The 25,264-nt window shown below is 60.2% G+C and carries 27 protein-coding genes; 9 read left to right on the top strand and 18 right to left on the bottom strand.

What is annotated here, in order from left to right:
• Nucleotides 1-11: 11 nt before the first annotated feature.
• The 3 genes from ABIB66_RS32560 to ABIB66_RS32550 all read right to left on the bottom strand — a co-directional run bounded on the left by ABIB66_RS32560 (nt 12) and on the right by ABIB66_RS32550 (nt 2,279).
• On the bottom strand, nt 12-146 hold the full coding sequence (locus ABIB66_RS32560) for a hypothetical protein (RefSeq protein WP_354257205.1): 135 nt from the start codon (nt 144-146) through the stop codon (nt 12-14).
• Between the two features lie 5 nt (nt 147-151).
• Complete coding sequence (locus ABIB66_RS32555; RefSeq protein WP_354257202.1) at nt 152-586, bottom strand: aldehyde dehydrogenase family protein; 435 nt, start codon at nt 584-586, stop codon at nt 152-154.
• Nucleotides 587-1,877: 1,291 nt separating this feature from the next.
• On the bottom strand, nt 1,878-2,279 hold the full coding sequence (locus ABIB66_RS32550; RefSeq protein WP_354257198.1) for a hypothetical protein: 402 nt from the start codon (nt 2,277-2,279) through the stop codon (nt 1,878-1,880).
• A gap of 657 nt (nt 2,280-2,936) precedes the next feature.
• Here ABIB66_RS32550 and ABIB66_RS32545 point away from each other — a divergent pair.
• Complete coding sequence (locus ABIB66_RS32545; RefSeq protein ID WP_354257195.1) at nt 2,937-4,535, top strand: OprO/OprP family phosphate-selective porin; 1,599 nt, start codon at nt 2,937-2,939, stop codon at nt 4,533-4,535.
• Nucleotides 4,536-4,784: 249 nt separating this feature from the next.
• Here the strand turns inward: ABIB66_RS32545 and ABIB66_RS32540 are convergent, their stop codons facing one another.
• From ABIB66_RS32540 to ABIB66_RS32530, 3 genes are read right to left on the bottom strand one after another with little or no spacing between them, the layout of a single operon-like run.
• A complete protein-coding gene (locus tag ABIB66_RS32540) occupies nt 4,785-5,441 on the bottom strand; it encodes a VOC family protein (RefSeq protein ID WP_354257192.1) in 657 nt (218 codons plus the stop codon).
• A 36-nt stretch (nt 5,442-5,477) separates the two neighbouring features.
• Nucleotides 5,478-6,803, bottom strand: coding sequence for an epoxide hydrolase family protein (locus ABIB66_RS32535; RefSeq protein WP_354257189.1), 1,326 nt, complete (start codon nt 6,801-6,803; stop codon nt 5,478-5,480).
• A 55-nt stretch (nt 6,804-6,858) separates the two neighbouring features.
• Nucleotides 6,859-7,680, bottom strand: coding sequence for an SDR family NAD(P)-dependent oxidoreductase (locus ABIB66_RS32530; RefSeq protein WP_354257186.1), 822 nt, complete (start codon nt 7,678-7,680; stop codon nt 6,859-6,861).
• 542 nt (nt 7,681-8,222) lie between these two features.
• Between ABIB66_RS32530 and ABIB66_RS32525 the strand changes: the two genes are divergently transcribed.
• Entirely contained in the window at nt 8,223-9,122 is a 900-nt protein-coding gene (locus tag ABIB66_RS32525) for a LysR family transcriptional regulator (protein WP_354257183.1), read from the top strand.
• An 11-nt stretch (nt 9,123-9,133) separates the two neighbouring features.
• Here ABIB66_RS32525 and ABIB66_RS32520 read toward each other — a convergent pair whose 3' ends face one another.
• From ABIB66_RS32520 to ABIB66_RS32505, 4 genes are all read right to left on the bottom strand, one after another.
• Entirely contained in the window at nt 9,134-9,628 is a 495-nt protein-coding gene (locus tag ABIB66_RS32520; RefSeq protein ID WP_354257180.1) for a hypothetical protein, read from the bottom strand.
• Nucleotides 9,629-9,670: 42 nt separating this feature from the next.
• On the bottom strand, nt 9,671-9,997 hold the full coding sequence (locus ABIB66_RS32515; protein WP_354257177.1) for a hypothetical protein: 327 nt from the start codon (nt 9,995-9,997) through the stop codon (nt 9,671-9,673).
• A gap of 61 nt (nt 9,998-10,058) precedes the next feature.
• Nucleotides 10,059-10,247, bottom strand: coding sequence for a hypothetical protein (locus ABIB66_RS32510; protein WP_354257174.1), 189 nt, complete (start codon nt 10,245-10,247; stop codon nt 10,059-10,061).
• 260 nt (nt 10,248-10,507) lie between these two features.
• Nucleotides 10,508-11,851, bottom strand: a complete 1,344-nt coding sequence (locus ABIB66_RS32505) for an aminotransferase-like domain-containing protein (protein WP_354257171.1) — start codon at nt 11,849-11,851, stop codon at nt 10,508-10,510.
• Between the two features lie 174 nt (nt 11,852-12,025).
• Here ABIB66_RS32505 and ABIB66_RS32500 point away from each other — a divergent pair, with 174 nt between their 5' ends.
• Nucleotides 12,026-12,784: a sulfite exporter TauE/SafE family protein gene (locus ABIB66_RS32500; protein WP_354257168.1), complete on the top strand. Its 759-nt coding sequence runs from the start codon at nt 12,026-12,028 to the stop codon at nt 12,782-12,784.
• 172 nt (nt 12,785-12,956) lie between these two features.
• Nucleotides 12,957-13,094 (top strand): hypothetical protein, encoded by a 138-nt coding sequence (locus ABIB66_RS32495; protein ID WP_354257164.1) that lies wholly within the window; start codon nt 12,957-12,959, stop codon nt 13,092-13,094.
• Nucleotides 13,095-13,308: 214 nt separating this feature from the next.
• Here the strand turns inward: ABIB66_RS32495 and ABIB66_RS32490 are convergent, their stop codons facing one another.
• Nucleotides 13,309-13,458, bottom strand: a complete 150-nt coding sequence (locus tag ABIB66_RS32490; RefSeq protein WP_354257161.1) for a hypothetical protein — start codon at nt 13,456-13,458, stop codon at nt 13,309-13,311.
• Here ABIB66_RS32490 and ABIB66_RS32485 point away from each other — a divergent pair.
• Complete coding sequence (locus tag ABIB66_RS32485; RefSeq protein WP_354257158.1) at nt 13,457-13,882, top strand: hypothetical protein; 426 nt, start codon at nt 13,457-13,459, stop codon at nt 13,880-13,882. The two genes, ABIB66_RS32490 and ABIB66_RS32485, sit on opposite strands and share 2 nt — an antisense overlap.
• Before the next feature lie 785 nt (nt 13,883-14,667).
• On the opposite strand, the gene ABIB66_RS32480 is transcribed toward ABIB66_RS32485, so the two are convergent.
• Entirely contained in the window at nt 14,668-15,006 is a 339-nt protein-coding gene (locus ABIB66_RS32480) for a hypothetical protein (RefSeq protein ID WP_354257155.1), read from the bottom strand.
• A gap of 220 nt (nt 15,007-15,226) precedes the next feature.
• Between ABIB66_RS32480 and ABIB66_RS32475 the strand changes: the two genes are divergently transcribed.
• Nucleotides 15,227-15,418, top strand: a complete 192-nt coding sequence (locus ABIB66_RS32475; protein ID WP_354257152.1) for a hotdog family protein — start codon at nt 15,227-15,229, stop codon at nt 15,416-15,418.
• 145 nt (nt 15,419-15,563) lie between these two features.
• On the opposite strand, the gene ABIB66_RS32470 is transcribed toward ABIB66_RS32475, so the two are convergent.
• Nucleotides 15,564-16,280 carry a TetR/AcrR family transcriptional regulator gene (locus tag ABIB66_RS32470; RefSeq protein ID WP_354257149.1) on the bottom strand — a complete coding sequence of 239 codons (717 nt, stop codon included), beginning with the start codon at nt 16,278-16,280 and terminating at the stop codon, nt 15,564-15,566.
• 65 nt (nt 16,281-16,345) lie between these two features.
• On the opposite strand from ABIB66_RS32470, the gene ABIB66_RS32465 reads away from it, so the two are divergent.
• Both ABIB66_RS32465 and ABIB66_RS32460 read left to right on the top strand, forming a co-directional pair.
• Nucleotides 16,346-17,572: an HlyD family secretion protein gene (locus ABIB66_RS32465; protein WP_354257146.1), complete on the top strand. Its 1,227-nt coding sequence runs from the start codon at nt 16,346-16,348 to the stop codon at nt 17,570-17,572.
• A 4-nt stretch (nt 17,573-17,576) separates the two neighbouring features.
• Nucleotides 17,577-19,190, top strand: coding sequence for a DHA2 family efflux MFS transporter permease subunit (locus tag ABIB66_RS32460; protein ID WP_354257142.1), 1,614 nt, complete (start codon nt 17,577-17,579; stop codon nt 19,188-19,190).
• A 573-nt stretch (nt 19,191-19,763) separates the two neighbouring features.
• Here ABIB66_RS32460 and ABIB66_RS32455 read toward each other — a convergent pair.
• Together ABIB66_RS32455 and ABIB66_RS32450 are read right to left on the bottom strand one after the other, a co-directional pair.
• The gene (locus ABIB66_RS32455) at nt 19,764-20,264 is read right to left on the bottom strand and encodes an SDR family oxidoreductase (protein WP_354257139.1); all 501 of its coding nucleotides are present in this window, start codon (nt 20,262-20,264) and stop codon (nt 19,764-19,766) included.
• Between the two features lie 671 nt (nt 20,265-20,935).
• Nucleotides 20,936-21,148 (bottom strand): hypothetical protein, encoded by a 213-nt coding sequence (locus ABIB66_RS32450; RefSeq protein WP_354257136.1) that lies wholly within the window; start codon nt 21,146-21,148, stop codon nt 20,936-20,938.
• 828 nt (nt 21,149-21,976) lie between these two features.
• Here ABIB66_RS32450 and ABIB66_RS32445 point away from each other — a divergent pair.
• Nucleotides 21,977-22,249, top strand: coding sequence for a hypothetical protein (locus tag ABIB66_RS32445; protein ID WP_354257133.1), 273 nt, complete (start codon nt 21,977-21,979; stop codon nt 22,247-22,249).
• An 810-nt stretch (nt 22,250-23,059) separates the two neighbouring features.
• Here ABIB66_RS32445 and ABIB66_RS32440 read toward each other — a convergent pair.
• From ABIB66_RS32440 to ABIB66_RS32430, 3 genes are all read right to left on the bottom strand, one after another.
• The gene (locus ABIB66_RS32440) at nt 23,060-23,215 is read right to left on the bottom strand and encodes a hypothetical protein (protein ID WP_354257130.1); all 156 of its coding nucleotides are present in this window, start codon (nt 23,213-23,215) and stop codon (nt 23,060-23,062) included.
• Between the two features lie 595 nt (nt 23,216-23,810).
• Nucleotides 23,811-24,458, bottom strand: coding sequence for a DUF2865 domain-containing protein (locus ABIB66_RS32435; RefSeq protein WP_354257127.1), 648 nt, complete (start codon nt 24,456-24,458; stop codon nt 23,811-23,813).
• Nucleotides 24,459-24,874: 416 nt separating this feature from the next.
• Nucleotides 24,875-25,075 carry a cold-shock protein gene (locus ABIB66_RS32430; protein WP_354257124.1) on the bottom strand — a complete coding sequence of 67 codons (201 nt, stop codon included), beginning with the start codon at nt 25,073-25,075 and terminating at the stop codon, nt 24,875-24,877.
• Between the last annotated feature and the right edge of the window lie 189 nt (nt 25,076-25,264).

Here is a 25,264-nt window from a genome sequence, read left to right as displayed (position 1 = left end):
GTGTTCTATCGCTACGTCGGGCGGAGAGATAGCATCGACTTGGCGTGCGTAAGCGCGTCGAAGCCGTATTTCCCATAGTAGTGGCCGATGCCGGCGGACCCGGTGCTGCCAAACGGCATGATCTCGACGAACAAGTGCACATTCACCAGGTTCACACCACCCCGTTGGCCGACGAACCCGTCGATGGTTTTCTGGTTGCGGCGAAGATAAGGGCAGCGAGCGGACGTCCCGTTTTCGCCATCCGCATCATCGCCTCGTCGAAGGACGTGTAAGTCAGAGTCGGCGGGATTGGACCGAAGATCTCGTCCTCCAAGATCTTGTCGTCCCAGGTGATCGGAAAGAGGAGCGTGGGTTGGAGGTAGTGGGCATCCCGATCTGACTTGCCGCCGGCGATGATCCTGGAGGGAGCGACGAGCCCAGCCAGTCGATCGACCGTGCGCGCGTTGGTGATCCGCGAATAGTCGGAATTGGATTTCGGATCGTTACCACGTGCTGGGCTAGATCGGGTCGCGTGCCCGGAGTGTCCTGTGAATAAGCACCGAAGTGGGACCCCCGCTGAGATGACCGCTATGCTTTGATCTAGCACAAGGAAATTCGCTCGGGGTGGGGTCCGGATCGGCGCCGATCGGGACCCCGGTTGTCTGTCAGTTCACGAACTAAATCAACGGTTGGCTTTAACGTAGCCGGGGTCCCACTTCGGCGCTTTTTCACACCGACGTGTTAGCCAAGGCTGTCGTTGCTATGCGCACTAGGGCGCGACCTCACAACAGCGTGCGTTCGCGATAGTTTACCTCCATTCGGGCAGACCGGCCCGGCGGAGACCATCGATCATCAGTACCTTGGTCTTCGGCGCAAGAGAAGTTCTTGCGTGAGCCGTCGATGGTGCAGGTCGAGAGCCGACCCAACCTGCATCGGGCCTCCTCACTCCTGCCGAGAAGGCCAAATGCCGAAGGATGGTAGTCAATGTGATCTGCCAAACGTCTTAGTGAGCGCTTGAGGTGGTGCGCCGGTCCAATGTCCCGCGCCAGCTTGCTGGAGCGTAGAGGGGCTTCGGGCGATGAGCAGATTGTTTTGCCTCAGAGTCGATACTTGAGGTGGGTTTCATTGTGGACCGCGGGTCAATCGGCCGTGCGAGCCAAAACCGCTTCAAGCCGAACCGCTTCACCATTCAACTCTCCCCACTCGGGCCGCTTGGGCCGGGACGTTCTTTGGTGGGCCTCCAGTGAAACACGTCATGAATAGGCGCGCAACATGACGCTATGCGGCAGTGCATGCAACCAACGCGCGTCTGTCGGTCGCCGAGTCGCGCCTTGGACGTGAGCTCGGAGCGCGGCCTCACTGGTCAGGATCAAGCCCAGCCGCGACCAGCGCCTCAGCATCAGTCACGCCTTCATCGGTCGGGACCGGGCTCGACAGCATCATGGCGATCAGGCTCGGTGCAATTGTGCTGGCGTGATCCTAAGACCGTGGGGACTTACTCTCTTCATCCAGCCGGATGTATGACGGCCTGCGCCCGCATTCGAGCAAGTTGAAGCTAAACGAGGGAAGCTCTCTGGGTGAGAGCCCTTTCGGCGAGCCTCTCGCGCATGAACCACAGCAGAACACGTTGGCGATCTGCTTCATGATGCCGCCAGACCACTCAGCGGATTGGGCGTTTCGAAGCAATCAAGGCCGACCAACTCGATCGGGTCCCGCGCCACCGTCCGGCGCTCCGGCTTCGGCAGCCGAACAGCGCACCGGAAACTCGACATTGTTTCTCCGTCAGCCAGGGAAACAGGCGAGAGGATGGCGCGGCCGCCACCATAGTTGCGACCAGCCGATTCTCAACGTCGCCGGGGCCGTGAAAGCCGTGCGCCATGAGCGCGATCACCTGAACTCTAATTTATATATTCCCAGAAATCGTCTGGAACAGAGCTTCCGAGAGCAGCCCGCATGGCGTCCCGAAAAAGTTTCGCTGCGGGCATCGGACGAAAAGCAACTGTGCGATCGACGATGAGTCCCTCATCGTTTTCTTCGATAAAGTCGAAACTTTCCAGCTCGTGACCCTGAATCTGCCCCTTCCATCTGAGTAAGGTTCTGCGGTCGTCTAGCTTCCACTCACCTGTATAGGCGCCTTCTCGTAGAGTGGTCGAGGCCGCAAAGATTTGTGCAACCGCCGCACGACCTTCGATGGTCCGTATCAAGACTGGACTGTGAAAAACAACATTCTCAGCGAGCATTGTTTCGTAGTCAGCCGTGGTGGCGTGGCCTGACTCACGAAGTTTTCGAATTGCATGCATGTCGGATGACTCCTTCGCGGTTGACTACTCCTATGTCTGCTGCTTGACGATTCTGCTGCCCCGTTCCCGATCGGGACAGATTTCCAGCATTGTGGCGTAGAATTCGCGTGCGATTGCCGTCGTATTCCAGCCGATTGTGCGCGCCAGCTTTCCGGACGCGTAACGTAGAAGAAGCCGGTGACGTCCGACGAAATGTCGCCAAACGACGGCGTCCCGTCAACGACATGCGAGAGCTTTGGCCTCTTGATCTGCCGAGTCAACCCGCGCAGTGTCTGAAGGGCGAAGTGACTACTGTCGACCGGGTGAAACCGGGGTGCGGCATGTTCGTGTTGAGCCTAAGGAGGAACCGTTCGTTAACATCGGCAGTGATCGGCCGTGTTCTCGTCCGCCCGCGGGGAGTCAACAGGAGCGGCTGTCGACTGAGTAAGGAAACCTGCCACAAACGAACCGCATCCGACTGGGAGGAGGCCGGTTTTTGGTGTTGCAGACAAGCTTCAGGTGCACGGTCACGTATGTCTACGGTTTCGTACAAGCCTCAAAACCCCATAAACTTTGTATAATGCAACAACCGGGACCTGCAGCAGTAGTGCCACAGTCAATCGCCCTTGCGACAGGTTCGGGCCTTAGGGAGACTTCACCGAACAGAGGGGGTGTGACGTGCTCAGCAAAACATTCGCAACCGCAGCGCTAGGCCTCGCCGGTGCGCTCGCGGCATCGCAAGCTCATGCACAGTCGGCAAGCAGTGATCAAGAAATTGCGCTGTTAAAGCAGCAATTGAGAGTCCTGGAACAGAAGCTCGACAAGCTCCAGAAGCAGACCGCGGCAAACACGGTGGCTGCGGCAAGCGCAAAGGCGGAGGCCAGGCTCGAGGCGCGGTCCGAGGCAAAGGTCGCGGTCGCCAACGCCAGTGCCGCCATCCCGGTCAAAGGTCCGGCGGCGGCTGCAGGGGTCGTGGTGACGATGCCGAACAACCGGCCGACGATCTGCACCGCCGACGAGGCAAACTGCATCGCAATCACTGGGCGCGTGCATTGGGATGTCGGCGGCTACGATTATAGGCCCAACACGGCGGCGACCGTGCCGCAGAGACTCGATAGCGGCGAAAATCTCCGGCGCGCACGCATTGGCCTTGCCGGCAAGTTCTTCAACGACTGGAATTTCGCCCTGGTCTACGACTTCGGCGGCACCTCCGCGGGATTCGGCGGCGCCGCGCCAGGATCCCTGCCAGGCGGCGGCGTATCCGGCGTGGAAAACGCCTTCCTTAGCTACACCGGGCTGAAGCCGTTCGGCGGTCGGATGGCGATCGAGGCCGGCATCATGGACCTGCCGTACACGTTGGACGAGGCCACCAGCTCGAACGATATCCTATTCATGGAGCGCGCTTCGTCCGGCGTCATCGCCACCAACATTGCCGCCGGCGACTTCCGCTCCGCGGTCGGAACACGCTGGTACAATGACCAGCTCTGGGTTGGCGGCTACGTCACAGGACCCGCTGCCGGCGCGATCCACTCCGCCTCGAGCGTTGCACCGGCGGGGACGAGCGAGCAATACGGCGCCGTGGCGCGCATTGCGGGCAATCCCATTAACGGCAAGGACTATTCGGTCCATCTCGGTGCCGATGCGCAATGGCTGATTCAACCCCCGCGCAATCTCATTGCCAACACGCAGACCGTTACGCTCAGCGATCGACCGGAGTTGCGTCTCGACCCGACGACGCTGGTTTCGACAGGCGCGATGGCCAACGTTTCGGGCGCACAGGTCTACAGCATTGAAGCCGCCGCGACGTATGGACCGCTGATCCTTCAGGGCGAGTATTTCTGGTACAACGTCGATCGCACCGCTAACACAGGTTTGCCGCCCTTCGGTGCGCCGAGCTTGAAGTTCCAGGGCGGGTATGCGCAAGCGGGCTACGTTCTGACCGGCGAGAGCCATGCCTACAATCCGGCGTCTGCCGCATATGGCGGCGTCAAGCCGGCCCATCCGTTCTCGCTTGAGGGCGGCGGCTGGGGCGCGTGGGAGGTCGCGGGGCGCTTCTCGACCATCGACCTCAACGATCAGCTCGCGACCGCTAATGGCATCGCCGGCGGTCGGCAGACGGTCTACACGCTCGCGCTCAACTGGTATGTCAATGGCAATGTCCGTTTCATGCTCGACTACCTACATGGCAACGTATCGAAGCAGGCCTCGCCGCTCTCGACGGCGGACGTCGGCTCGAAATTTGATGCAGTCGCGATGCGCACCCAGTTCGCGTTCTAACACATGCATTCCGGGAGCGGCCTGGCCGCTTCCGGACCAACCCAGCTGATACGATCAGTCGATCGTGAAACGGCCGGTCAAGCCAAACGCGGCCGGGAACGGCTCGCAGGCACGTCGTACGTCGCTTCGCTGGCTGCAACAGCAAGGCAGGGCACTGCCGCACGCCCGCGCGTTTCCTCGGTTTCCTGAATAAAACAAGATTCCCTAGGCCGGGCGAGTGCCGCCTAGGTCTGGAGGCTGCGACGCGGCCTATGTCGGCAGCTCACGGCCAGACAATTCGGCCGCCATGTAGTCGGCGTACCAGTCCGGCCAGTTTGCATCCGGAGCACCGATCCTTTTCTCGTGCTCACCGTGCGCGGCCGCAGCGCGACGAAGCGCACCCGCAAGTTCGGCCGGCGAGGAGAACGTTGTTTGTTCCGCGTCCACGCGCCCAGCCAATCGCGTGGTGATCTCCTGGATCAGCCAGGTGTTTCCGTCTGGGTCACTGAATGAGGCGAACGAGACGTAACTGCGCCCCGCGGGATCTCGTCCATTGATGCGTGGCTGTCCTGGACCGGCGCGATGGAATACCTCGCCTACGTTGGCACCGCGTTCGACCAGTTCGGCGCGTGCAGCCTCGATGTCCGAGACGACCAGATAAAGGTTCTGGGCTGCTCCGGGAGCGGCCGACGTCAATCCCTTGCCGAAATGGATTGAGGCCGGTGAGCCTGGAGGCGTGAACTGTACCACGCGGAACGGCTCGCCAGCGACAAAGTCTGCGTCCAGCCGCCAGCCCAGCTTGCCGTAGAAGGATTTTGCGCGATCGACGTCCGAGACCGGGAGAACGACAGCCTCGAGCTTCAAATGGATTTTAGCTGCTCGGGGAGGCTTGATCGCAGATCCGCTCTGCTCCTGACTCACGCTCATGTGCAACTCCTATGCTGTTCGGTTAGGACGGCCTATTTATTGGGTTTCCCGCAGGGACCTGAATGCAGTCCGCAGCTCAGCCGAGAAGATTTGCGGTTGCTCCCAAGCCGCAAAGTGGCCACTCTTTTCAAGCTTGTTGTAGTGGATCAGGTTAGGGTAAGCCCGCTCTGCCCAGCTCCGCGGAGCTTGGTAAATCTCATCGGCAAAAGCGCTTACCGCAACCGGAATCTTGACGCCCCGAACATCAAAGAAGCCTCCCCCGGTCGAGATCTGCGTGGTGTCCCAATAGAGGCGCGCAGACGAGACCGCAGTGTTCGTCAGCCAGTAAAGCGTGACGTTGTCGAGGATGTCATCACGCGTCAGGCCCTCAGTTGATCCGTCAAAAACGCGCGCGATAAGCTTGTAGCTGCGGATGTCGTGATCGATCATCCACGCGGCGAGCCCAACCGGCGAATCCGCGATGGCGTACAGGGTTTGCGGGCGGTTTGACATCTCCAGGGCGTATGCGAGCCCCTTGCCGTAGAAATCGGCCAATTGATCCCACGCTTTCCGTTCGTCTGTGGTGAGGTCGCTAGGCGGCGTCTCGTGATACGCAAGCGCCTTTGAGATATTGGCCGGAACCGTGGCTGCCATGTTGGTGTGAATTCCAAGCAGTCCTGCCGGCCGCTGCAAACCCATCACCTCCGAGACGGCGTTCCCCCAATCGCCGCCCTGTGCGACATATTTCGTGTAGCCGAGGCGTTGCATCAACGTGGCCCAAGCACGGGCGATGGTGACGGGGGTCCAGCCGGGCGCCTTCGGCTTGCCCGAGAAGCCATGGCCGGGCAACGACGGAATCACGACATGGAAGGCGTCCGCGGCGCTGCCGCCATGTGAAGTTGGGTTCGTCAGCGGTTCGATGATCTTCAACTGCTCGATGATCGACCCGGGCCAGCCATGCGTGACGATCAGCGGCAGTGCGTCTTGATGCTTCGAGCGAACGTGAATGAAATGGATATCAAGGCCGTCGATCTCGGTGATGAATTGCGGCAGGGCGTTGAGCTGCGCCTCCACCTTGCGCCAGTCGTATTCCGTCGCCCAATAGCGCGCGAGCTTTTCTGTCGTCGCAAGCTGAACGCCTTGCGACGCATCGCCAACCGTCTCCCGATCCGGCCATCGCGTCGCCAGGACGCGTCGGCGGAGATCGGAGAGTTGCTCTTCCGGCACATTGACGTGGAAGGGACGGATAGCGTTGGCGGGCGCAGCCGCCAAAGGCGACGGAAGCAGGCTTGCGGCACCGGCTACCGCGATACCCATGGCAGCCGCACCCAGAAATTTGCGTCGATCTTGATCGATTACCTCTGTAATGATGTTCGTCTTCATGACGATCTCCCTGATTTCAATTGCAGCATTTGGTACGACTACGCGGCAAGTGCCGTTACATGCTCAGGCCGCTGTGTTGGCGCACGTGGTACCGAGGCGCCGGGATTGCACTCGAAAGCTTGCAGTTCATGGTGCGGCGAGCCATCTCATAGCGATCCCATTCCGTCTGGTCGGGCAGCGAAGGAATTGTCACGGTCTCGCCGAGATCGAGGCCTGCCAATGCGGCGTCGACCATGTCGTCAGCCGACATCACGATCTCCGCGGGCAGTTGGTGAACCGGCTTGCCGGCAATGTCCCAAAATTCGGTCGCTGTGGCGCCGGGAAGGACCGCTTGAGCGCGGATGCCCTTGTCAGCGAGTTCGTGGACGAGAGAATGATTGAGCGCCAACACGAATGCCTTGGTGCCGCCGTAGACGCCGTTCAATCGCTCCGGCGCGATCGCAACGATCGACGAAATGTTGATGATCGTGCCGCGGCCGCGGCTGACGAATCCAGGGACCACGGCATAGGTCAGGCGGGTCGGTGCGGTAACATTAAGTCGGATCATCTCCTCCATTTGGTCGACATCGGAGGCAAGAAGCGGCTTGGTGGCGCCAAAGCCGGCGTTATTGACCAGCAGGGAAATCCCGGCATTGTTCCGCAAGATGTCCTCGACGCGCCGCAGGTCTGCCGGAGAGGTGAGATCGGCTTGGACCGTCTCCACGTTGCGGCCGGTGTCGCTCGTGAGACGACGCGCCAGCGATGAAAGCCGATCCATGTTGCGAGCAACCAGAATGAGGTCGCGGCCGCGTTTTGCCAGCCGGTCAGCGTAGACTGCTCCGATACCACTCGATGCGCCGGTAATGAGCGCAATGCCCTTCGTTTCAGTCGTGTTCATGTCCGTCTCCCGTGCGCTAAGCGACTACGTCGTCGACGCTGGAGATAGACTCTGCTCAGTTATCCGGTATTGGACAAAATCGAGATTCATCCTTCCAGAAAACGGAAGCAGACACGGATCGTTATGGCAGCCTGCCCGCTGCCAGGCTCCGGTACAGACACGCTCGCAATTGCGAGCCGCAAGATGTCCAAACTGGAAGCGCGGCTACAGATGAAGCTCTTGAAATCATCCGAGCCGCGGAATCGTGCCGACGACGCCGGTCAATGCGACGTGCCGCAGCGAAGTGGATCCCGGTCGCGCGGGGTGAACGCAAGAGCAAGCAGAAACCGTTTTGAGGTGACCGTGACGGCAGGGGGTGTGGTAAACGAAAATCCGCGGGATCAAAGAGGTCGCTTTTCATCGGGCCTCCCGTCGCCCGTAACGCCCGTCCGCGCCCTTGGCAGACCAATTCAACGAGGTATCTAGCACCCTGTATCTTCCGAAATTTGCGGCGACGTGGCAAAGTCGAGAGCTGTCCTTCCGGATTTTGGAAGAGGATTCGAATGGATCGGTTGGAAGCCATGTCGACCTTCCTCGCCGTGGTCGAGGCCGGCAGCCTGTCGGCTGCGGCGCGTCGATTGAAGACGCCGCTCGCAACGGTCAGCCGTAAGGTCTCCGAGCTTGAGTCACATTTGCGGACCAAGCTGTTCAGTCGGTCGAGCCGCCAATTGGTGCTCACCGATGCGGGCAGCTCCTACCTGACCGCATGCAAGCGCATTCTTGCGGACGTGACCGAAGCCGAGCGTTCAGCGTCGGGTGAATATATCGCGCCGACAGGCGAGCTATCGGTGACAACGCCGCTCGGTCTTGGGCGAACCATCCTCATTCCGATCATGGCCGATTTCCTCAAGGCGTATCCGGATATCAAGGTCAGAATGATCCCCACAGATCGCGTGCTGAGTCTGGTTCAGGAGCAAATCGATGTTGGGGTGCGCATTGGCGCGCTGCCGGATAGCGGCCTGATGGCGATCCGGGTCGGCGAAGTGCGTCGCCTGGCCTGCGCCAGTCCCGCCTATCTTTCGGTTCGCGGAACGCCGCGTACGCCGGAAGAATTGGCAGATCATGATTGCATAACCTATGCCGGCTTTGCGTCAGGCGATGTCTGGACCTTCGTCAAAGACAAGGCGACGACTGCAGTCCCGGTACAGACGCGGCTCGTCGTTGGAAATGCTGAGGCCGCCTTCGCCGCAGCTCGTGCCGGGATCGGAATTGCGGCCGCTCTTTCCTACCAGCTTCAGGAACCCCTAAACGACGGTGGACCTTTGACGACCGTGCTCGATGCTTTCCAGCCGATACCGCTGCCGGTGTCTCTTGTATACGCCGCCAACCGATTCCTGCCGATCAAAATACGCGCTTTCCTGGATTTCGCGGCGCCGCGGTTGAAACGAGTGCTCGCCAGTTAGCGGCGGGGTCGCTAGGCAGCTTTGGTTGGCCGCAGCCCGACAACAACCTCGCGATTCTTCAAAGAGGCGTTTCGAATCTCAATGGCGTCGACGGACTTTTCAAACCCTCTTTTCAAAACGCGCTTGCCGATGGTCTTGAGCACCAGCCCGAGGATCCATCCCTTGAAATTCTTGCCATCGCGTACGACAGCGACGTCAATGTCGGTCGTGCCGTCTGGAAGACGCGTGAAAGCGTATGTGTGACCTGACGCGCCTCCCCATACATTGGACTCGGTGGTCGTGAGTACAACGCGGTCGGGATCGGACCAGTCGTAGGTCAGGCGTTCCCAGATGCCGGACGAGCCTTCTGTGACGTCGGCGTGCGAACGACCCTTGTGATGCACCTTGAGGTACTCGTCGGCGCTATTGCCTAAGAGCTTCGCGCGACCGGGCCCGAAGTCGGTGAGCCCGGCAATATACTGTTCGGGTGTCAAAGTGGTCGTTCGATGGAGACGGATCGTCGACATGCTTGGCATCCTTATTCCATAGCTACATTGGTTGACTAAGATTCAGTCCACGGCTGCGTTCGCCTTGCGGACGAGGACGCTGTCGCCTTGTCGGCTGATTTCCAGCCTGCTCGCCCGATTTGCTGTCGAAAGAACCACACGCTGGCCCGGCGCAAGAACCGACACGACGCGGATCGGCGTTCCCTCTTTGCCTTGCACAAGAGTCGTGACGACGTGAAACCCATCAGGCTCGGCGGTGTAGTAGGCGACGCCCGATATATCGCCAAGGTGGATGCTCGTGGCTTCAATCGGACGGAGGCCATTAGCATGAGCGGTCGTTAGAGAGGAAAAAGCAAATACGGTTGCGGCAAGCATGTTTTGGATTGACACGGCGCTCTCCTGTTGTTTGCGAAAAGTGTTCAGTGGTCGCAGAACATCGCGATGTTGGTGATCACGACAGAATGTTGTGGGGGTGCTGAGCATTGGCTCCGTTGGCACCATGCATCAGTGGCGGCTCGTCTCGCTGCTCGTTGACCGATTGAGACGGCGGGAAAACGCTGTCGTAAATGGCGCGGGCTTCTCGAATCAGGCGGAGTCGCTCGCGCTCGGCCTTTGACACAAATCGGACAACTTCTCCCATATCCGCCTCCTGGTGTGTTGGGCCGCACTCTGGCGGCGTCTGGTCCAGGAGATGGGGCGAGGACGATGCGTCAACAGGCGCCCATAGCGGAAGGAGCCCTTCCAAATTTTGGAAAGCCCGGCCGAGGCTGACAATCCGCTCGAACAAGCACTCTTAGTGCGGGTTTTCGCGAGAAGATCCGCCAGAAAGCTGGACCTTACATCGCTACTCAACGGCGCCCCGCAACTCTAGACCGGAGCGAGCATTTGCGACAGCGCCCCTCATTCCGTCGCATCGAAATCCTCCTCCTTGGCGTTCAGCATCGCTGCCAATGTGCGCAGGCCAGTATCGAGTTGGTCCATGGTCGGAGCCGCCAAAGCCAGCCTCACGGCGTTGGGTGCATGGCCAAGCGTGGCGGCAAAAGTCGTCGACGGAGTCAGTGCAATGTCGCGCCTGGCTGCGGCAGCGACTAAGGTCTGCGAGCGCCAGTGTGCCGGCAGCGTCAACCACAGATGATAGCATTTTCCGTTGGTCTGGATTTCGAAGCCCGAAAGGCAATCAACCGCAAGCTTCTGACGCGCGCGCGCATCGAGGCGCTTCAATCTCGTAAGCTCGGCAATGGTGCCATCACCCATCATTCGCTGCGCAGCCGCAAACGCAAATCCCGATGCGGTCCACCCGCCCGAACGCACCGAGGCCGCCATGGTTTCACGTAGCCGCGGCGGCGGCACGATGAAGCCCAGGGTCAGGCCCGGCGCGACCCTCTTCGAGAGACTGTCGATCACAATGCAGGCCTCCGGCGCCAGCGCGGCAAGTGGCGGCTCATTGTCCAGGAAGCCGTAGACGTTGTCCTCAATGATCGGAAGGTTGAGCTTCTCGACGACGCGCAGGAGATCGGCCCGGCGTGCCGAGGTCATTGTCATACCCAACGGATTGTGGATCGCCGGCTGAATATAGATGGCCGAGAGATGGGCCTCACGGTGCGCCTTTTGCACCGAGTCAGGCCGTACGCCGCCTTCGTCCATCGCTAGAGGCACCAGCAAAATACCCAGCCGGGCCGCGATGCCCTTGATGAAGGGATAGGTCAGGGCCTCCACGCCGCAGCGGCCGCCGGTAGGCACGATTGCGGCAAGTGCGGCGGCAATGCTCTGCCGCCCGTTCCCGGTGAACACGAGTTGTTCAGCGGTGGGCGACCACGCACCCTGCGAAAGATATTCAGCCGCGACGCTTCGGACCGCCGTTGTTCCGATGCTGGTCCCCTGCCTCAATGCGGCATCGAGCGCCGCAACTTTGTCCAGGCCATTCAGGCTTTTTGCGATCAGCGCGGTCTGCTCGGGAAGCATCGGATAATTGAACTCGAGGTCTATCCGGACGCCCCGCGGCTCGCTTGGCGCTGCCGCTCCGCGCCTGGCATTGCCCGAGATGAAGGTGCCCCTACCTATCTCGCCGACGACGAGCCCGCGGCGCAGTAGCTCGGCGTAGACGCGGCCCGCCGTCGAGACGGCGATCTTACGCTCGTAAGCAAAATTGCGCTGAGGCGGCAGGCGGTCGCCCGGCTTGAAGGCGCCTGCAGCTATTTCCGAGGCAATTGCATCAGCGAGCTTCAGATATTCGGGCTTCGACATTTATTGCACCGAGTTCAATGTTCTAATTGCACCGAGAACTGTATCGGGTCATTCTGGCCACATCAACCCAACCTTACCGGGGATGCGAAAACTTCCTCAATCAAGGCGCGGTCCGCGCGAGGAGCGGTTGCGCCAAAGGCGTCGCATTGCCCGGAGCAACCAATGGAGTCTCCCATGGAGTTGACGCTCACCACGATCATGGTCGCCTTTGCCGGCGTCTTCCTGATCTGTTTCATGAAGGGAGCGTTCGGTGGCGGATTCTCCATCGTCGGCATTCCACTACTGTCGTGCGTGATGGACCCGGTCACCGCCGGTGGTCTGCTCGCGCCCTTGTTCATCGCGATGGATCTGTTCGCGCTGCTGTACTGGAAGCCTTCGACCTGGTCGAAGCCTGACCTTGCGCTGCTGTTGCCGGGACTCGTAATTGGCATCGGGTTTGGCTACCTGGTGTTCCGCTTACTCGACCATCGCGCGATCGCAATTGTGATGGCGGTGCTCACTCTGATCTTTGTTGGCCTATGGCTGGTTGCAGGCGCGGAAATTGCTACACGTCCGCGGTCCAGGCCGAAGGCAATCACCGCCGGTCTTGCCTCGGGAATAACCACGATGGTGGCGCATTCAGGCGGGCCGCCGCTTGCGATGTACCTACTGCCCCTCGGCCTCAGCAAGGAAATCTACGCCGGAACGACAAGCCTGTTCTTCACCGTCGGCAACGCGACCAAGGCGGTGCCGTGGCTGCTGCTGGTCAAACCGACCGCCAGCGTCTGGACCTTGATGGCGATTTGTCTGTTCGCCATTCCCGGCGGCGTATGGCTGGGTTGGCGACTTCACGGCTCGCTGGACCAGCGTCAGATCTATCGTGCTTGCTATGGACTGCTGGTCGTGACGGCATTGAAGTTACTGTGGGACGGCGCTTCCGGCTATCTCGCTTGAGTGGGCGGGACCTTGGGTAACACGCCGGCGGACGTATCCAACACGTCGGGATCTCTCAGACTTCGGAAGGATTGCTTCCAAAATCCAGGGGATGGCAAGGCGGACTCTCTTCTCCATCTTGTTCGACAACGGCGTCTTGCGAAGAGGACGCCAACGCATGAGGAGAAGTTCAATGACGAAAACGACCGACGCTTATCGCCACAAACTGGTGCACGACGACGGTGCTGACTTTGTCGCCTATCAGCGCAACTCAGGCGAAGGCATCTGGCAGACGGTTTCAGTTTGGATGATCCCACAACAGGTTTTCTGAATGCTGAGAGGCAGCACCCGAAGATTAAGCCCTTCGCCCAGTGCCTCGATCTCCAAGTGAAACACGTGAGCGCTCGAGGATGACTGGGATTTGATCGACCACGTTTTTTGTCCAAATACAGAAAGGAAAGCACCAATGGACTTTACCTACTTCGAAGCCGTTATGGCGTCCTTGGGCATCGCGTCCATCGTGATCGGCTCGTTCGCCGACCGTCTCACGGGCGGATCACTCCGGGGCCGGCAGCCTGCATCAACCGAACGCCAAAGACACCAATTGAGAAGACAGTTGCGGCAACCCGAGCAAAGCCAAGGCTGGTGAAATCTCGCCCGTCAATGACCAATTCAAGCCAAAGGAAAAAGGCCATGAGTGCAATATCGACCACTATAGGGAACGACACCTCCGCCGAAAGCCATGAATTACCGAGGACGCGGCTCAGTTTGTACTACCTCGTCGGCTACACGCTTCCGGTTGGCGTGTCGCTGATGTTCGTTCCGCAGACGATGATGAATTTGTTACTCACCAACCACGCCTACGATGACCTCGGCCTTCGTATGTTCGGGGTACTTATTTTTTCGCTGGGAATCATCGCGTTTGGATTGATCATCAATAAAGCGTCTCCAGTTTATACGGTGACTCTATTTGTGCGCGGCTTCATCATCGCGGCATTGTTCGTGCTTTACTCCCAGTACGGCGACCCTGCGTTGCTTGCGATTAATCTGGTTGTCATGGTGGGCTGGACATTGACAATCCTGAGCTGGCGCAAGGATAAGGCTGAGGAGCGTGGATAGAGTGACGCCCATGATGAGGCGGATGGTGCGCCTGTCCCGCGCGTCATCCGCCATCATCGGCGTGACGAATTGGTTGCAGCGCCCTTCGTTCAGTGGCGGCGGGCTGGCGTCTGGGACCAGATCCTGGATGCGCTGAGCGAGATGATTTCGTCGACGCAGGCGCGAGCCAGCAGGGTGCTGTCGATCGTCCAAATGTCGGGGTCCGATCAGGGAAGGTTCGCGCGTTCCAGCGGCGTACTGAATGCGAACGGCCTCAGGCGCGTCAGCTTGGACCGGACCGCGTCCCGATGCGTCGATGATCCGTCATTCCACTACGCGAGCTCGGCTGCCCAGAGGGGACCATCGATCGCCTCTCCGAACGCAGGGCGCCGAAAATGCCTGCTTTATGCCACGTCAGTCGCCGATCGACATCTATTTGCGGCGTGATCAGTCGGCGCGATCCGCAGATTAGATACTCGCGCTCGCCTTTCGATTACGAGAGACGCGTTACTTTGTTCCCCCTAGCCTTCTCCAGCAAGTCGACTAGGTTTGCCTTTTCCAAATCCTTCTCGAAGGCCGCCTTACAAGGGCCGGAGCTTAGTTCGATTTTTTGATGGCAAAGTTCGCACGTCCAGTCTTTAGCGCCGAATAGTCGCCCAAGAACGACCTTATGCCCACATGGGAGCTTGAAAAGCATTTGGTCCAACATGCTGATAGACATCGAGTGGAGCCCTATGTGTAATGACTGGTTGGTCGATATGTCGCCTGATGGGGCCATCGAACCCCATACGGGGGGCTGATAGGCTTCAACTCCAATCCGCTATGTAGTCAGGAAGTAATGTCTCTTTGGTCGTTCCGAGGCTTGTCAGGTATTCCTGAAGGGGCTTCGGGAGCCGGTCGTACCAGGCAGCTTCCTTGTCCGGCTTCCGCAGTACACGGCCGTATTCCGCCATGTGCGTCGGCATCTGCCAGACTACGCTCGATTTTGTGAAGCGGAAATAGGCCATCGTGCGTATCGGCACCGGCAGCACACCGCCGGAACCAGCACCATTGCGAAATCGTACGCGAGGCGAGATCCGAAGGCCGCCGCCCGGCCACAAATAGCCGCGATCCTCTGATCGGAGAGGCCCCTTCCGTTTGGCCATGATCTCGTCGATTCCAAGCTCGACATGGCTTATATTTTGATGGAGCAAGCCTCGAGCCCTTGCATCAAGCGGAGGCACACTACCGCCAAGGTGGACCCGGACAAGGCGCCTATCGAATGGTTTGACCACCTTGTCATTGGGACGCGGTTCAAAGCGATGAAGTGCAGATCACCCCGTTAGATATCAAGCGGTTTGCGGCCGAGAGTTCGATCTGCAGCCGATGCACGTAGACGAGAACTCTGCCGCAAAGACTATGTCCAAGGGGCGTCGCCGCGTCAGGATGGCAGCGGCAATTGCGCTGAATCTCGCAGTTCAAATTCGACCGTTCGGGCCTCGTCCACTGATCGGGATGGGCGTCGACGGTTTACGGTGGACAGCCCCCGTACGGCCTGACGATATTTTATCGTCTTGACGGCAAATGATAGGCCTCACTCGTCGAAGACCAGGCTGCAAGGCATCGCGCTGGTAAAATGGACTATGTACAATCAGAGTGGCACTCAAGTTTTATCCCGATCGCCGTTGTTCCACGTCGTCCCCAGAGTTAGCGAAACGGGTTATTACGCGTTTGGGGGCGCGCACCCTCGCAAGAACAGGCCGGCAGCAGCCTGCGCGCGCCGCTTTAGCTCGTTTCGGGACGGCGCGGGCGCATGGCCGAACATGGCAGCGCGCTGCGGCTGGAAGGCGAGCATACCCAGCAACATGCCGGCGGCATCCACAGCATCGTCGATCTCGATCAGGCCATGCACAGCTTGCGCCTTCAGCCAGTTCGACAGCGTGCTTTCGGAGCGCTTGATCGCCTTGCCGTAGAATGTTTCGGCGATCTCTGGAAATTGTTCGCTCTCGCCCAGGATCATACGCTGCAGGGCGATCACTTCACTGTCTAGAATCAGCTCTCCGCAGGCGATCAGCGCTTCGCCCAGCGCGGTCTCGACATCGCCTCCATCACACGCTTTCAGGCGAACTACCGAATCGAAACGATCGAGGCGGTCCGTGATCATGGCCTCGAACAATGTAGCCTTGTTTGGTATCAGCCGGTACAGCGTCTTGGTGGAGACACCGGCACGGCGCGCCACGCTTTCCATACCGGTGGCGGCATAGCCGTTCGACGCAAATTCGTGCCGCGCGGATTGGAGAATAATAGCACGCGTCTCGTCATCCGGACGAGCCTGCGGCCGACCGCGGCCGCGCCGCACTTCCGATCCGGCGCGTTCGCCCGTTGCTCTCTTCTTCGTGACTGCCATGGGCCAGCCATGCCTTTCGATGATGCCTGTCATTCCATTGACAGTCCGAACATAGGGCCTATTTTGGAAAACAGCAAGTTTCCAAATCGGAGGCCAACATGGGTGCCCAGATCGCTTCGGCTCAAGTCACCTCGCTCCAGCCGCTTCAAAAATTGACGTCCGAAACCGATGAGCTTTTGACCCCAGTCACAGCTCCCGGCAACGAGGTCACCGACTCGCCGACCAAACGCGGACGAAAGGGCAGCTTTCGGCGGGCTTTGCTGGCCAGTGCGGCCGTCGCCCTGCTCGCCGCCGCATCCTGGTACGGTTGGGATTACTGGACCGCGGGCCGTTTCCTGGTGTCGACCGATGACGCCTACGTGAAGGCCGACAACACCACGATCGCTCCGAAGGTTTCCGGCTATCTGAACGATGTTCTCGTCGGAGACAACCAAAACGTGAAGGCGGGTCAGGTGCTGGCGCGGATCGACGACCGGGACTTCAAGGTCGCGCTCGACCAGGCAAAAGCTGACGTTGGCGCGGCGGCGGCTGCGGTCGAAAGCAAGCGTGCGCAGCTCGATGTGCAGGGGGCTGTGATCGACGCCGCCAAGGCCACACTTAACGTTGATATGGCGGCGCGGGTGTTCACAGCGCAAGAAAACAAGCGCTACACCGATCTCGCGGCTACTGGCTATGGCAGCGTGCAGAATGCAGAAAATGCACAGGCGCGCGATAACACCTCGCTCGCCGCCATCGAGCGCGACAAGGCAAACCTTGCATCAGCGCAGAAGCAAACCGAACTTCTTAAGGCCGAGGTGGCCCAAGCCGTGGCAGGAGCTAGGCGAGCCGATGCCGCCGAGCGTCAGGCTGAGCTCAACCTATCCTATGCGACGATCACGGCTCCGATCGACGGTGTGGTCGGCAACCGCACGCTTCGTGTCGGGCAATTCGTCCAGGCCGGCACCCAGCTGATGTCATTGGTACCGTCGGACGGCGCCTACGTGGTCGGGAATTTTAAAGAAACCCAGCTGGGCCAGGTGCGGGCCGGACAGGCGGTCGATATTGAGGTCGATATGTTCCCGGGCAAAGCCGTGCACGGGCATGTCGACAGCCTTGCGCCCGCCAGCGGCCAGGAGTTCGCGCTGCTGCCGCCGGACAATGCAACGGGCAATTTCACCAAAGTCGTACAGCGGATTCCGGTGAAAATCGTGCTCGACAGCGCCGACGCGGATCTGCGCCCCGGCATGTCTGTCACCCCCAGCATCCAAACCAAGTCTTTGACAACCGGTCGCCGGCAACTCGTGTTCGCCAACCCCGTCACGTCTCCGCTCGCCTCGAACAGGTGATGCCATGTCCACTCTTACTCTCAACGGCTCCGTAGCCGCGCGAGGCGCCACCACTGTCGCCTCAGTACAGCCTGACCGTGCCAGAGCTACCGTCTGGATTACCATTCTTGCCGCCATGATCGGCGCCTTCATGGCGATTCTCAACATCCAGATCACCAACGCCTCGCTGCTCAACATCGAAGGCGGCATCGGCACCGGCGTGGACAATGGCTCCTGGATCTCGACCTCTTACCTGATCGGGGAGATCGTGGTGATCCCGCTGACCGACTATCTCAGCCGGGTATTTTCCTTCCGTGCGATCATGCTGAGCTTTGCCGGCCTGTTCGCGGCCTTCTCGGTAGCCTGTGCCTTTGCCACTGACCTGCCGACGATGATCGCCCTTCGCGCCTTCCAGGGCTTTTTTGGGGGCGTATTGATCCCGATGGCGTTCACGCTGGTGTTCACCAAGCTGCCGAAGCGCCAGCAGCCGATCGGGCTTGCGATGTTCGCGATTGCGGTAACCTTTGCGCCGGCAATCGGCCCCACCATCGGCGGGTACCTCACGGAAAATTACGGCTGGCAAACCATCTTCTTCGTCAATGTCGTGCCGACCGCGGTCATGGTCTCCACCCTGTACTTCACGCTGGACCGCCAGAAGATGCAGCTCGCTCTCCTGCGCGAGGGCGACTGGTTTGGTATCGCCAGCATGGCGCTTGGACTTTCTGCCCTGCAGGCCGTCCTGGAGGAAGGAAACAAGAACGATTGGTTCGGCTCGCCTTTCATCGTGAAGCTGGCTATTGTTGCCGGCATCAGCCTGTCGCTGTTCGTCGCCAACGAGTTGCTGGTCGAGAAGCCGCTCATTCGCCTCCGCCTGCTCACGATCCGCAGCTTCGGACTGGGCACCCTCGCCGCCGTCTTTATCGGTTTTGCCTTGTTCGGCTCGATCTATCTACTGCCGGCCTATCTCGGCCAGGTACAGCACTACAACGCGGAGCAGATCGGCGCTGTGCTGGCTTGGACCGGCCTGCCACAGTTGCTGCTGATACCTCTGGTACCGAAGCTGATGGAGCGCTTTGACATTCGCTTCATTGCCTTTGCCGGAACCAGCATCTTTGCACTCAGCTCCTTTATGAACACCGCGATGTCGCTCGACTATTCCGGCGACCAGCTCTTCATCCCCAACATCGTGCGCGCGGTCGGCCAAGCCCTGTTGCTTACCCCCCTGAGTGCGATTTCGCTGGGCAGCGTGGCACCCCAGGATGCGGCTGCCGCTTCCGGCATCGCCAACATGATGCGCAATCTCGGCGGCGCCATTGGTACCGCGATGCTCTCCACCATTGTCACCAAGCGCGAGCAGTTTCATTCCAACATCATCGGCCAATCTGTCGATCTCGGCCGCGAGCAAGTGCGCGAGCGGATTGCGACGATGACTGACTACTTCCTGGCGCACGGTATGACCGATCCCGCCGGCGCTCGCCATCAGGCCATTATCGCGCTGGGCAAGTCAGTGAAGCAGCAAGCGCTGGTCATGGGTTTCAGCGACACCTTCGCGGTGGTTGGCATCGTGCTACTGCTGGCTGGCGTCGCCCTGCTCCTGACCGGAAAGCCAAAGGGCGCGACCGCCGGCGGGGGCCATTGAGAAGTGCCGGGACCGGCGCACTCCGAGACAGGCCCAAGCGCCTAATAACAGCTTACTTGCAGGCGCTCAGGCTTGACCAAGACGGTCGCCTATTCCCTTCGACTTGCTGGGACGGCTTGCCGCTATACGAACGCGAACAGCACCACCAGGTCAGCACGGCTAGGCGGTCTTGCGGCCAGATTACCGCTCCGGGTCAAACGCAGCGGCAAACAGCCAGACCATGGCCGGTCCGCCCCGGATAACGAACAGGATGCGCGTTCAAGCGACCTTCGCCTAACGGCCACAAGCTTTATTTCGTCGTCGGCCGCAGCGTGCCTCTGACTGGCCGGCATTGCCCGCGCGTGGATCGGAGAACAGCGCCTGCCATTATTCAGGCGGCAGATCGCCCGCTGCAATGGCGGACGACGTTCGCTACCCGCCTTACCATTTCGTGTGCGCGGTTAGATCCCGACAGACGTGCTTCCTCAACCCAAATCCCCCGCTTTCTATTGACCCGCATCGCCAACGGTCAAATCCTGACAACCACGCAATTGCCGTCGTCAATCTTACTAGTACCAACTTCGGCGGCCGCCTTTATCGGCGCCATCTAGCCGATGGGCGAACTCCTCGCCATCCGCAACTGGACTCTGCTCGCCGAATCCGAAACGCGATCCGCTCTTCTGGCCGGATAAGATGAGAGAATTGGACCATCACACTTGCGCGGCGGATCCCCCATGCAGCCCAGAGTAAAGTCAGGTCTTCGTCAGTGCATGGTGAAGCCGCCATCCACCGGCAGTGCGACGCCGACGACGAAGCTGGCCGCGTCGCTGCACAGAGAACGGCCGCCTCGACGTCTTCCGGACGGCCGAAGCGGCCGATCGACTGGTCGCGCATGATCTCCTTCAGCATGCCGTGATCGATGCCCGCAGACATTGGCGTTTCGATGGTGCCCGGGCAGACGGCGTTGACGCGGATGTTCTTCGTCGCGAAATCGAGCGCCGCGCATTTGGTGAGACCGAGCACGCCATGCTTCGAGCCATGATAGGCCGCGCGGTTGGGCAGTCCGACGAGGCCGCCGAGCGACGAGCAGTTCACGATCGTACCGCTGCCCTGCTCCCGTCATGGCATCGACGGGAAATCGAATCAATTGTCTCGCTGCTTTCGCAGATATCGCACAACGCCTGTGCGCGATGAGAATCTCGGTCGTGGCCAGCGTTACCGGCCGCATATCCCGGTCCGTCGGGATGCCGCGGAAAAGGCGCGCCAGAGCGGCGTCCAACATTGGCGGGTCTCGGGCGAAGCGTCTCCGGAAGCGGCCCGCTGTTCACGGGCATGCTCGACCCAGCTCCAGAGCTGCTATCGCTTTCTCGTCTTCGGGCGTGAGTACCGTCCCGTGTCCGAGCCAGTCGAGTCGTCTCATAATCGCTTCCGCGTCGCGCCTTTCACGGAAGAAGTCATAGGCGACGACCGGATCGTTGCTGGAGTGGAATTGCTGCAGGATCGCACGGCTGTTCTCTCTCGCGTCCTTCTCGCTGTCTGCGGCGCCAACGGCGAGGACGCCCGCGCGCAGCCCGTCGGCCTTGCGGTCCGCACGTAACGATAGATCGAACAGGAAACCGGCGAGTTTATCTGGTGCAGAGAAGCGAAGCCGTTTCAGTCCGATGCTCCTCGCGCCTCTGGTCCTGAACCCCGGCCGCCGGAGTTAACACCAGATATCACCTGCCGGTTCGCGCTGGCGGGCCGAGAGTTCAACCGCTTGAAGCGACCTAAGCCAAGCGGCTGTCCGGGCCTGGTGATCGGTCGCGGTGCGCTTCGTTTGAAAACGCGCTGGTCAATCTCTCCAGCTTCGAATGCTCTTCGCTCAAGCGCTTTTCGACGAATTGGCGCTCAAACTCTGTCAGGCTGGTTTGCAATAAGTGGCGATAGCGTTGAATGTTGTTTCGATGCGTTCGCACGCGAGCCAACTGCTCATCAAGCATCATCATCATCCTTTGACGGGCACAAAATTTATTCCGTTTTTTGCTTCACGGGGATGGAACGGTCCCGAGGCAGCATTCCACAGCGCCGCTAGAGCGGAGTATCCTCGCCCCGGCGGCACTGATATTTCCCTGGTCGGGTCTTTAAATCCCGGCGCTCTATTCTGTCCGACTTAGATGACAGAAACACGAATGGTCTAAGGGGAAAGCGGACCGCCTGTTCACGCTGCTGGACCTCCTGCACGCGGGTGTGATGCGCATTGTGTGAAGTAGTTCACAAGCGGCAGATATCGCCAAGCATAGTGTGCGCGCTTCAGGTGGAGGGAAGCGCCATGAATCCTAACTGGACGACCTCTCGAATGTTCGCACTGACAGCCGTTGTTCTAGTGGGGGCTGGTGCCACTATGGCGATCGGCACTCCTCTCAAAGTGATTGAGCCGGCTTTGGGAAAAGATTGGCAATGCAGCCGAACGTTGCTGCTTGTGACGACTTGCTCTCACTCAATCGTTCGACCGGAATAAGAGAACTTATTCGGCGGGAGTTCACGCCAGTCCACCGCGAGGAGCTGACCGCTGACGGAAGGCGGCGCATGAAGCCGTCCATTCCGAGGCAAAGCGCGCAACCCCGTGTGGCTCGACCGGGCCAAAGCGCCAGGCCCCAGCTGCACCGGGTCGCCGGCATCTCCCTGGACATTCTTAGCCGGTTTCCACCGGGCTTTGTGAGCGATGCGTCCTTCTAGTGTGGGTTGGTTTTTTCACTGACCTGTATGGGTTAGCTGATTGGCGCGGCCTTCAGCTTTCCCTTCCGCCGCGAACCTCTGGGACGCTGACGGTGGAACATCTACATCTCGAAGAGTGGGCTTGGCGGCTCGCGGCCGACGTGTATCGCCTTAATCTGTTTGCGCAGCTCACCGGGCGCACTGTGTCCAAGCGCTCGGCTGTAACCGAGGAAGAGCTTGCCGGAGCTATCCGTAACAGCTTCACTCAGTTGAACGAAGCTGCTTGTCGAGAAATGGTAAAATTGGCGACCGACGCTGCGCTCGAAACCTACGATCGACTTGTGTCGCGGACCATCAAGCTGTCGCACGCTCGGCGCGCGAACTGATCTCCTAGTCGACATCGATCCGGCACCGAGCGCGCCAGAAACAGGTCGTCTAGTTCGTCCGCAAATTGCCTGCGGCCGCCCACTGAGGCGGCCTCACCTTCCTCCCGTCACGACACGAAAACGGGGGGCCGCCGGTTTGTCAGGCGGCACGCGAACCAGATTGAATTTTGTATCATTCCGCTGAGCGCGCTTGCAGTTGGGGCAGACGAAAAGGTGGGCGAATATTGGTTCTGGAGTATCTCGCACCAGCTCCGAGCGAAACCATCTCATGGTGACGCGGCAATTCGGACACTCCGGGGGTTCGAGTTGCCCGTTGCTTTCTTTAGTAGGTCCATGCCGCGCCCCCTGCTCCGGAAACAGGTAGCAGAGCCTATCCGCGCGCAATGCATCAAACGATACTTAAGGGCAAATAGTGAGATCAAATGTGAGCACGGCGACCAAGCCGCCTGTAGAACGAGTTCCTAGATGATGCGTAGCGAGGTCGCGACCCATAGCGCCAATGAAATCAAGAGCATCGAGCTTATAACCGCAAGGAAAACGTCTCGCATGTGCCCCCCTAGCGCGCCGGAGGAGCTTCTTTTTGCAACCAAACGACAGTGACCAGCAGTGTCAGTACGCAGACCAGGAACGTTCCAGAACTCATCTCCGCTTGCTTGCCTCGCATCCGCTGCTCCCATGGCCATCGGGGGAAAAAGCTCCCCGCCAAGTCTGGTGTATGCCGAAACAGACGGGGAGCTGCGCGACGGGGCGGCCGTCGCGGGATGCAGCCTAAAAACGTCATATGACGTCGAGATGAAACGGACGGCTCGGCTAGTGAATCTGCAAGGGAAGATGCAGTTCTGCAGCACGCTCCGCACGATCCTTCTTGCGGAACTCGTTCTCCTTGCGCTCGAACTCGGCAAACTCTTTCTGAGCCGCCTCCAACAGCTGATCTCGCCGCAGCGGATGCAATGTGTGTTCGCTCATCGGACGCCCTCTACTGAGCCTGACCTAGCTTAAAACACGAACCGGGGGAAGGTTCGCTCTGAGAGGAGTTAAAGCGCCGAGATGAGGGACCGTGGCTTAGCCCGCCTTTCTCCGCGAAATGTGGAGCACGAATCTAGCCGCGATGGGGAGAACCGCGCACTCGCCGAGGAGATACAAGATGGCGTGGCGGCGTAACCGCGGATCGCGGCCTTGGAGTTTTGCTAACTCGCCCAAGCTCGCGGGCCGACATCGGCATCCGGCGTCATTCGACGATCGGATACCTCAGCCCCGTTGAGTTCGAACGTAAGGTCGGATTAGCTTAACCGGGTGTCCATCAAACCGGCAGCAGCTCATGCTGACAAACGTAAATCACGGGAGGGCTTGAATGGTCTGTGCACTTCAGTCGCGGCGGCCTCCGCCTTGAGGTCTGCGCTCCGCTTGGCGTCGCGGACCGCGCGACGGGCCTTCATTAGATGGCCGACGAGACTTCCGCTCCGCATCACCGAGTCTGGGGCGTTTGTCGCAACACCTCATCGCCCCTGAAACTACACAATCGCCCTCTATCCGCGCTCTGTCGGTGAGACGAACAGCCTGATCACCGCCCCGGCGCGACCTTCATGTCGAAGAGCCGTGCCCGCGCTTCCGTCGTCAATCCCGGATAGCTCGCCGCCGGCGTGAGATCCGGCGCCTGCTCGGCGCCGAGCCGGATGCCGGAATAAGCCATAGCCCCATCGGCGGTCGCCACGATGTCGCCCGGACGCAGCGGATCCAATGCCAGGTCGACCTGTGCGAGGCCGACGGCATCGCGGCCGTTGCAGGTGCAGTCAGGGCGGAGCGCGGTCCGGTAGGTGTAGGCGTTCTCGCTCTCGGCGTAGCGTTCGCCAGCGGCGGTGCGGGCGCCGTCGATGCCGGAGCCGAAGAACACCTTGGTCGGGCTGGCCGGACAGAACGCCTGGCACAATTGCGCCGGCGAGGCGGCGCCGCGCATCAGCGGGAAATATTTGCCGTCGCAGCTGCGCACGCAGAAGGCGGGACCGGAGCCTGCAGTGACAGGCCGCGGCGGCAACGGTGCCGGCGTGGCCGGCGGCTGCTGTTGCGTCCGGAGGCCGCCGAAGAGGAAATCGAGCACGTTTTCGGCCGAACTAGCCTCCGGTACGAGCGCCGCCGCGACAGCTACGGCGATCAACGGCATGCGAGTCGGATTGCGCGACGAATGCTCCACCGGCGGCTCCTTGCGGCACATGGGAGCTGCCACGCTGAGCGGCGAACGCGCCCTAAGCGGGGCGGAGATGGGGAGGAATTTGGCCAAGATGCGACCGCCCGGCCGCGTCGATCGCGGTCTCGATCTGGGCGATCCTGAGCCCCACCGTCTGGGGCAGGCTGCGCCGTTCCGGCGCCCCCGCTCCGCTCGATGAGAAAGAGGTGGAGCCGCTGACCACGTCAGATCCTCTGTCGTCTATCTTACAACAGTGAATCTGGTTCCGTTCAGAGGAACAGACTTTTCGATTGCAGTGAAGCCACAGGGGCGTAGCTTTGTTTCACCGGGGCTGGTCAATATTTCACGAATTTCTTTAAACCCGGTGGGCCGCAGCGTCGAAAGGTGCTGCGGCCATTTTCATTCGGAAAGTAGTCCCGGATGACACAGGCGATTGCGGCGTGTCAGACGCGCAGATTTTCCGCGCTGCTCTTGCCGCGTTTTCCATCGACCTGCACCTCATAAGAGACCTTCTGCCCCTCAGCCAACCCCGATAGGCCGCGCGCTCCACCGCGCTGATATGCGACATCCTGGCCGCCGTCATCGGGCTGGATGAAACCGAATCCTTTGGTCGCGTTGAACCACTTCACAATGCCTGTCGCCACGTCCGCCTCCGCTGAGCAAATCAAGTTGCCCTAAGTCGACGCCCAGAACCCGGCAAGAGAAACCCGCAGCAAGCCGGCTGCTCACTCACTTTAACTCCAGGCGAATTAGATTGTTATGAGCTGAAGCTAGGGGCGGGCGATGAAGCTGTTTTTCCCGGGACACGACCCCCGCCAGCGTTTGGAAGCATT

Origin of the sequence: Bradyrhizobium sp. F1.13.3 (assembly GCF_040548265.1) — a bacterium.
Lineage (GTDB): Bacteria > Pseudomonadota > Alphaproteobacteria > Rhizobiales > Xanthobacteraceae > Bradyrhizobium.
Note: the sequence above shows the minus strand (reverse complement) of the source record. Positions and strands in the feature narration are given on the sequence as shown.

Bases quoted from the DNA above. Each gene is read 5' to 3' on its own strand.
- ABIB66_RS32540 (WP_354257192.1), bottom strand. From the start codon at position 5,441: ATGAGCGTGAGTCAGGAGCAGAGCGGATCTGCGATCAAGCCTCCCCGA.
- ABIB66_RS32505 (WP_354257171.1), bottom strand. From the start codon at position 11,851: ATGTCGAAGCCCGAATATCTGAAGCTCGCTGATGCAATTGCCTCGGAA.
- ABIB66_RS32485 (WP_354257158.1), top strand. From the start codon at position 13,457: ATGAGTGCAATATCGACCACTATAGGGAACGACACCTCCGCCGAAAGC.
- ABIB66_RS32500 (WP_354257168.1), top strand. From the start codon at position 12,026: ATGGAGTTGACGCTCACCACGATCATGGTCGCCTTTGCCGGCGTCTTC.
- ABIB66_RS32480 (WP_354257155.1), bottom strand. From the start codon at position 15,006: ATGGCCAAACGGAAGGGGCCTCTCCGATCAGAGGATCGCGGCTATTTG.
- ABIB66_RS32510 (WP_354257174.1), bottom strand. From the start codon at position 10,247: ATGGGAGAAGTTGTCCGATTTGTGTCAAAGGCCGAGCGCGAGCGACTC.
- ABIB66_RS32475 (WP_354257152.1), top strand. From the start codon at position 15,227: ATGCACGTAGACGAGAACTCTGCCGCAAAGACTATGTCCAAGGGGCGT.
- ABIB66_RS32530 (WP_354257186.1), bottom strand. From the start codon at position 7,680: ATGAACACGACTGAAACGAAGGGCATTGCGCTCATTACCGGCGCATCG.
- ABIB66_RS32535 (WP_354257189.1), bottom strand. From the start codon at position 6,803: ATGAAGACGAACATCATTACAGAGGTAATCGATCAAGATCGACGCAAA.
- ABIB66_RS32525 (WP_354257183.1), top strand. From the start codon at position 8,223: ATGGATCGGTTGGAAGCCATGTCGACCTTCCTCGCCGTGGTCGAGGCC.
- ABIB66_RS32470 (WP_354257149.1), bottom strand. From the start codon at position 16,280: ATGACAGGCATCATCGAAAGGCATGGCTGGCCCATGGCAGTCACGAAG.
- ABIB66_RS32495 (WP_354257164.1), top strand. From the start codon at position 12,957: ATGACGAAAACGACCGACGCTTATCGCCACAAACTGGTGCACGACGAC.
- ABIB66_RS32450 (WP_354257136.1), bottom strand. From the start codon at position 21,148: ATGCTTGATGAGCAGTTGGCTCGCGTGCGAACGCATCGAAACAACATT.
- ABIB66_RS32435 (WP_354257127.1), bottom strand. From the start codon at position 24,458: ATGTGCCGCAAGGAGCCGCCGGTGGAGCATTCGTCGCGCAATCCGACT.
- ABIB66_RS32490 (WP_354257161.1), bottom strand. From the start codon at position 13,458: ATGGCCTTTTTCCTTTGGCTTGAATTGGTCATTGACGGGCGAGATTTC.
- ABIB66_RS32550 (WP_354257198.1), bottom strand. From the start codon at position 2,279: ATGCATGCAATTCGAAAACTTCGTGAGTCAGGCCACGCCACCACGGCT.
- ABIB66_RS32520 (WP_354257180.1), bottom strand. From the start codon at position 9,628: ATGTCGACGATCCGTCTCCATCGAACGACCACTTTGACACCCGAACAG.
- ABIB66_RS32460 (WP_354257142.1), top strand. From the start codon at position 17,577: ATGTCCACTCTTACTCTCAACGGCTCCGTAGCCGCGCGAGGCGCCACC.
- ABIB66_RS32465 (WP_354257146.1), top strand. From the start codon at position 16,346: ATGGGTGCCCAGATCGCTTCGGCTCAAGTCACCTCGCTCCAGCCGCTT.
- ABIB66_RS32440 (WP_354257130.1), bottom strand. From the start codon at position 23,215: ATGAGCGAACACACATTGCATCCGCTGCGGCGAGATCAGCTGTTGGAG.